At 67.1% G+C, this 6,000-nt stretch carries 5 protein-coding genes and 3 tRNA genes; 3 read left to right on the top strand and 5 right to left on the bottom strand.

What is annotated here, in order from left to right; translation table 11 throughout:
• Nucleotides 1-377 precede the first annotated feature (377 nt).
• The 4 genes from ACIBH4_RS32075 to ACIBH4_RS32060 all read right to left on the bottom strand — a co-directional run bounded on the left by ACIBH4_RS32075 (nucleotide 378) and on the right by ACIBH4_RS32060 (nucleotide 2,336).
• Nucleotides 378-451 (bottom strand) — tRNA-Phe (locus tag ACIBH4_RS32075).
• A 28-nt stretch (nucleotides 452-479) separates the two neighbouring features.
• Nucleotides 480-554: transfer RNA gene (locus ACIBH4_RS32070), tRNA-Asp, on the bottom strand.
• Between the two features lie 103 nt (nucleotides 555-657).
• Nucleotides 658-730 (bottom strand) — tRNA-Glu (locus tag ACIBH4_RS32065).
• 91 nt (nucleotides 731-821) lie between these two features.
• Complete coding sequence (locus ACIBH4_RS32060; protein WP_362764554.1) at nucleotides 822-2,336, bottom strand: metallophosphoesterase; 1,515 nt, start codon at nucleotides 2,334-2,336, stop codon at nucleotides 822-824.
• A gap of 34 nt (nucleotides 2,337-2,370) precedes the next feature.
• Here ACIBH4_RS32060 and ACIBH4_RS32055 point away from each other — a divergent pair, with 34 nt between their 5' ends.
• Nucleotides 2,371-2,721 (top strand): metallopeptidase family protein, encoded by a 351-nt coding sequence (locus ACIBH4_RS32055; RefSeq protein WP_350941362.1) that lies wholly within the window; start codon nucleotides 2,371-2,373, stop codon nucleotides 2,719-2,721.
• A 225-nt stretch (nucleotides 2,722-2,946) separates the two neighbouring features.
• The gene (locus ACIBH4_RS32050; protein ID WP_362510626.1) at nucleotides 2,947-4,194 is read left to right on the top strand and encodes an MFS transporter; all 1,248 of its coding nucleotides are present in this window, start codon (nucleotides 2,947-2,949) and stop codon (nucleotides 4,192-4,194) included.
• Nucleotide 4,195: 1 nt separating this feature from the next.
• Here ACIBH4_RS32050 and ACIBH4_RS32045 read toward each other — a convergent pair whose 3' ends face one another.
• Nucleotides 4,196-4,630, bottom strand: coding sequence for a PspC domain-containing protein (locus tag ACIBH4_RS32045; protein WP_362510623.1), 435 nt, complete (start codon nucleotides 4,628-4,630; stop codon nucleotides 4,196-4,198).
• A 154-nt stretch (nucleotides 4,631-4,784) separates the two neighbouring features.
• Between ACIBH4_RS32045 and ACIBH4_RS32040 the strand changes: the two genes are divergently transcribed.
• Complete coding sequence (locus ACIBH4_RS32040) at nucleotides 4,785-5,942, top strand: acyl-CoA dehydrogenase family protein (RefSeq protein WP_362764557.1); 1,158 nt, start codon at nucleotides 4,785-4,787, stop codon at nucleotides 5,940-5,942.
• Nucleotides 5,943-6,000 lie beyond the last annotated feature (58 nt).

The following is a 6,000-nucleotide window of genomic DNA, read 5'->3' as shown; positions in this document are numbered from 1 at the left end:
CGGATACCTCATAATTCCGGCATATCGGATGCAGGGTCACTCAAAGGTCATAAATCACCCTCGATGATCTAACTCCCGGGCTTCAACCTCAGTAAGCCCTACTGTCGTCCAATCGACCTGGCGCGTCGGGTAAGCGTCAACGCTTACCGTCTGAGGCAGCGCACGTTCGCCTCCGGCCACCGGTAGCCGAGCCAAACCGTCCGTTGTAAGCGTCGACGCTTACCGGCTACCACACTACTCAGTCTGGCTTAATACCTCGCCAGGATCTGGGTCATCACAGCGCACAATGAGGTCGTTGCTGTCAGCGTTGCTGTCACCAGACATCAAAAAAGCCCCGAACGATAGTCGCTCGGGGCGTTTTTCCTGCTCAATCAGTGTGGTCAGGGGCGGGGTCGAACCGCCGACCTTCCGCTTTTCAGGCGGACGCTCGTACCGACTGAGCTACCTGACCTCGGTGGTGGATCGAACACCTACCAGAGCGGTCCTGACGGGACTTGAACCCGCGACCTCCACCTTGACAGGGTGGCGAGCACTCCAAACTGCTCTACAGGACCTTGCTTCCGGGGCTTTTGTCCCGGTCGTTCTTGCCTCGCTTAGCCTACCAGTTTTCCGGAGGTCTTCGACCTGCCGTTTCCCTGGCGAGCCTTGGCTCGGCCGTGCCCCCAACGGGATTCGAACCCGTGTCGCCGCCTTGAAAGGGCGGTGTCCTAGGCCACTAGACGATGGGGGCTCAAGACTCTCGTCTCGTTCCGTTGCCGTCTTCCGTTGGAGACCTCTGAAGCATAGGGGACTTTTGCCCTGATGCCAAAGCGGTTTGCGGCCTACGGCGACGGTGTGACGGTGACGGACCCCGTTGGAGACGGGGCGGTTGTCGGCACAGGAGAAATTGTACGGCCAGGGTCGGTCTCAACGTGACGCTGGATCTGAACCGACTGCTCGCCGAGCCCACCCAGGGTGATGTCGTCCCAGGCCCGCAGGCGGTTCGTGTGGGCGTCGAAGTACAGAACCGAGGCCTCGACGGGGGTCGGCTCGTCGTGTTCGAGGGCCCGCAGGCCGGCTCCGCCGGTGGATCCCTGGACCAGGACGCGGGTGCCGGAGGGCAGCAGCTCGGTGGATCGCGCGTGGGAATGGCCGGTGAGGACCATCGGGGCCGCTCCGGAGAGTCCCTTGGCGATCGTCGGGTCGTGGACGGCGACGAGATCGACCTGCTTGGGCAGCTTCGCCAGTTCGGCGGCGTGCGAGCGGCCGAGGGCGTCGAGCGATTCGAGGTTGGAGTCGATGGGGACGGATTTGTCCGGGGTGAACCGGGGATCGCCGATGCCGTAGATGCGCAGCCCCGCCACGGTCTTGGCCTCGCCGTCGAGGACGACCGCGCCCTTCTGTTTGGCCACGGCCCGCTGGGTGGCCATGGAGTCGTGGTTGCCCCTGACAAAGACGTACGGAACCCCGAAGGTGCTGATCTCCTCAGTGAACCTGTCCTCGGGGCCCGTGCCGTGGTCGGTCAGGTCGCCGGTGTCGATGATCGCGTCGATCTTGAACTGGGCGGTGATCGAGCGGATGAGGTTCCAGGCGATGGGGCTGAGATGGATGTCGGAGACGTGCAGCACCCGGATCGAGGTGGGGTCGGCGTCGTAGACCGGCAGGGCGGAGACGGCGTCGTAGAGCTGGGAGACGTTGTTGACGAGCTTGGCGAGCTGGACCCGGTAGGACTCGAACCTGGTCACGATCGACTCGGCGTCGCCGACGAGGGACGGCGCGCCGGCGAGCAGACCGGTGTACTTGGGTTCCACCACCGAGTCTGGCCTGAAGGTGAGGGCGATGGCGGCCCCCGTACCGGCGATCGCGACGGTGATGCCCAGCAGGCCCGCCAGGGCCGGTCCCGGCCTGCGGAAGACGATCAGGGACGTCACCAGGGCGCCCGCCAGGCCGCTGAGCGCGGCGCGCAGGACCAGCGTCCTGACTCCGGCACTCAGCTCCTCCTCCAGGAGCGCTGGGAGGCGGTCGGCGGAGAAGCGTGGGTCGTCCAGGAATCCGCGGGCCCGCTCGGGGTTGATGTTCTCCAGGGTCACGCGGAGGCCGACGGGGGCGTCGTGGGTGTCGAACAGAAGTGTGCCGAAGGGGTGAGCGTCGACGACGGTCTCCCCGGTCCACGAGGGCTCCGCCGACATGCCGAGCTCCACCGGGCCGACGTTGGCCCGCACGGCACCACCCAGCATGACGCCGAGCCACGCACCGGCCAGGGCGACGGCGGCGACGGCCACACCGCGGGCGATTCGCCCGGTGGCGAGACCGGTGACGAAACGGCGGGCTCCCTGGGTCCAATCAGCGAATTTCATGCGCCTCCACCTCTACCCGGGATCACGGGGCAGAATGACGGGTGTGATCGAGATCTCGCGGGAGAAGTTTGAGGAGCTAGTGGCCGAAGCCCTGGACACCATTCCCCCCGAGCTGACGAAAGTCATGGACAACGTGGTGCTCGTCGTCGTCGACGACCCCCCTGAACCGAATCTTCTAGGCCTCTACACGGGTATTCCGCTCACCGAGCGGGGCGACTGGTACGCAGGAGTGTTACCCGACCGGATCGAGATCTACCGCAACCCGATCTGCTCGATCTGCGAGACCGAGGACCAGGTCATCGAAGAGGTTCAGATAACCGTCGTTCATGAGATCGCCCACCATTTCGGCATCGATGATGACCGGTTGCACGAGTTGGGCTGGTAAGTAGCCTCGCCGACCCCGCGCCGCACGTCAAAGGCCTTCTTTCCGGAATGTCGCGGCTTATCATCACAGTTTGCATGCGCTTAATCGCTTTCGGTTGCGCGGCGGCTCCACAGCAGGCACCGTAGGTTACACAGTGAACACCCACAGTCAGTGTGCCTGCGAGCTCAGCGGAGTCCTATGGCGGCGACAAAGTCCGGCCGACTACCCGGGCGGCATCGCCGTCCGGTGGAACGCCAAGCGACCTACGGCGAGGTCATCGCCATCGGGGAGTTCCGTGCGCTCTGGCTGGGCCAAGGGCTTTCCCTCCTCGGTGACCAGCTCTCACGAGTGGCACTGTCCATCCTCGTCTTCGAACGGACGGACTCGCCCCTCGCGACGGCCTCGGTCTACGCCCTGACCTACCTGCCGCCGATCATCGGCGGGCCGCTTCTCGCGGGGCTCGCCGACCGCTACGCCCGCCGGGGCATCATGATCGCCTGCGACCTGCTCCGGGCCCTCCTGGTCGCGCTCATGGCGGTGCCCGGCGTCTCGTTCGCCACGTTATGCGTGCTGGTCTTCTGTGTGGTGCTGCTCAGCGCGCCGTTCTCCGCGGCGCGGGCGGCCCTGCTGCCCGAGCTACTCAAGGGCGACCGCTACGTGGCGGGCTCAGCCCTGCAGAACATGACCAACCAGGGCGCGCAGATGCTCGGCTTCGCCGTCGGCGGCTTCCTGATCATGGGAATGGGTCCGTACCGCGCGCTGGCGCTGGACGCGTCGACCTTCCTCGCCTCCGCGCTCATCATCGTCTCCGGGGTACGGCGGCGTCCCGCGCCCCTCCCCGCCGACGAGAACCGGCCCTCGATGTGGACGATGACCCGCGCCGGCGCCAGGCTGGTCTTCGGAGACCCCCGGCTGCGTACGCTGGTGCTCTTCGCCTGGCTCTGTGGCTTCTACGTGCTGCCCGAGGGGATCGCTGCCCCGTACGCCGCGGAGCTGACCCAAAATCCCCAGCAGCTCTCGCTGGTCACCGGTCTGCTGATGGGCGCCATGCCCACCGGCACCGTCGTCGGCGCGTTCCTTTTCAGCCGCTACGTCAGCCCATCGAACCGGTTGCGATCGATGGGCCGGATGGCGATGCTCACCTGCGCGCCGCTGATCCTGTGCGCCGCGCAGCCACCGCTTCCTGTGGTGCTGCTGTTGTGGTTCGTCTCGGGCCTGGGTGGGGCCTACCAGCTCGCGGCCAACGCCGCGTTCGTGCAGTGCGTCCCCGCCGAGCGGCGAGGACAGGCCTTCGGCCTCGTCCAGTCCGGCCTGCTCGCCTCCCAGGGCGTCGGCATCCTGATCGGCGGAGCCGCCGCCGACCACCTCGGCCCCGAGCTGGTGGTCGCGCTGGCCGGCGCGGCCGGGCTCGCCGTGGCGGCCGCGCTGGCCGTGTTCTGGAGAGGTTCCCGTAAGGAGATCATCGAGAGGGTTCGCGCGGAGGCGACCTCCTGACTCACACCTGGGGACGGGTGTCGTCCTGCCGCTGCTCCGTGCCGTACGGGGCCTGGGGAGCGGCGGGCGGGAAGGGGGCCTGGTGGGTGGGGTACTCCGGGCCCGGCTGGTGCGGCGCGCGGTGCTGGTTGGTGGCCTTCGCCCAGCCCTGCTCGGCCTTGGTCTTGGCGTCCAGCCAGATCGGGTTGTCCTTGTTCTTGTCGACCATGTCCTGCAGGATCGACCTGTCCTTCCTCTCGTCGGGCAGGAGCACCCAGCCGATCGCGTAGACCGCGATTCCGAGGCCCCCGAAGAAGGTGGCGATCGCGAGGGCCGCGCGGATGATGTTGGGGTCCACCCCGATGTAGCGTCCGAGACCGGAGGCCACACCCGCGATGATGCGCCCGTCCTTGGTCCTCTGAAGCTTCTTGACGCCGGTGAAGTCGTTTTCGTTCATATCCACAGACTGCCCGAGAGTGAGCTTTCCTCACATCGGGATTCCCCCTGGCACGACCCTGACTCTTACCCCTCCCGAGGCCGGTCACGACCCTGACCTCCGTCCCAGCGGCACCGGTAATACCCTGGCAGGGCCGAAGAGAGAGGGAAATCCCATGGACGATCTCCTGCGCGTCGACGACACGCTCGCAGAGGAGCAGCGCCTCATCCGCGACACCGTACGAGAGTTCGTCGCGGACCGGATCCTCCCCCACGTCGGCGACTGGTTCGAGGAGGCCGTCTTCCCCGCCCGCGAGCTCGCCCCGGCCCTCGGCTCGCTCGGCGTGCTGGGCATGCACCTGGAGGGGTACGGCTGCGCGGGCCTCGACGCCGTCTCGTACGGCGTGGCCTGTCGTGAGCTGGAGGCGGGAGACTCCGGGCTGCGGTCGTTCGTGTCCGTGCAGGGCTCGCTCGCGATGTTCCCGATCTGGAAGTACGGCTCCGATGAGCAGAAGGACGAGTGGCTTCCCCGGATGGCCGCAGGCGAGGCGATCGGCTGCTTCGGCCTGACCGAGCCCGACCAGGGCTCCGACCCCGCAGGCATGCGCACCCACGCCAAGCAGGACCCTTCGGGCGACTGGATACTCAACGGCTCCAAGATGTGGATCACCAACGGCTCCATCGCCGACGTCGCCGTGGTCTGGGCGCGTACCGAGGACGGCGTCCGCGGTTTCGTGGTGCCCACGGACACCCCGGGGTTCAGCGCCCCGGAGATCCACAGGAAGATGTCCCTGCGGGCCTCGGTGACCTCGTCGCTCTACCTCGATGACGTACGCCTGCCCGCCTCCGCCGTGCTGCCCGGGGTGCGTGGCCTGAAGGGCCCGCTGTCATGCCTGTCCGAGGCGCGTTTCGGCATCGTGTGGGGCGTGGTGGGCGCCGCCCGCGCCTGCCTGGAGTCGGCCGTCGACTACTCCACCTCCCGCGTCCAGTTCGGCAGGCCCATCGGCGGTTTCCAGCTGACCCAGGAGAAACTCGCCTGGATGTACGTCGGCGTGGGGCAGTCGCAGCTCACCGCCCTCCACCTGGGCCGCCTCAAGGACGAGGGCACCCTCACCCCGCACCAGGTCAGCTTCGGCAAGCTCGCCAACGTCCGCGCCGCCCTGGACATCGCCCGCCAGGCGCGCTCCATCCTGGGCGGCAACGGGATCACACTGGAGTATCCGGTGATTCGGCACATGAACAACCTGGAGAGCGTCCTGACGTACGAGGGCACCCAGGAGATCCACACCCTCGTGCTCGGCGAGGCCCTGACCGGCATCCCCGCCTACCGCTGATCATCTCCGGGATCCCTCGGTTTCCCGGGCTCATCGACTTTCTGGACTTATCGACGGC

It is taken from the genome of Streptosporangium sp. NPDC050284 (assembly GCF_044459525.1).
Taxonomy (GTDB): Bacteria; Actinomycetota; Actinomycetes; order Streptosporangiales; family Streptosporangiaceae; genus Streptosporangium.
Note: the sequence above shows the minus strand (reverse complement) of the source record. Positions and strands in the feature narration are given on the sequence as shown.

Bases quoted from the DNA above. Each gene is read 5' to 3' on its own strand.
- ACIBH4_RS32060 (WP_362764554.1), bottom strand. From the start codon at position 2,336: ATGAAATTCGCTGATTGGACCCAGGGAGCCCGCCGTTTCGTCACCGGT.
- ACIBH4_RS32055 (WP_350941362.1), top strand. From the start codon at position 2,371: ATGACGGGTGTGATCGAGATCTCGCGGGAGAAGTTTGAGGAGCTAGTG.
- ACIBH4_RS32045 (WP_362510623.1), bottom strand. From the start codon at position 4,630: ATGAACGAAAACGACTTCACCGGCGTCAAGAAGCTTCAGAGGACCAAG.
- ACIBH4_RS32040 (WP_362764557.1), top strand. From the start codon at position 4,785: ATGGACGATCTCCTGCGCGTCGACGACACGCTCGCAGAGGAGCAGCGC.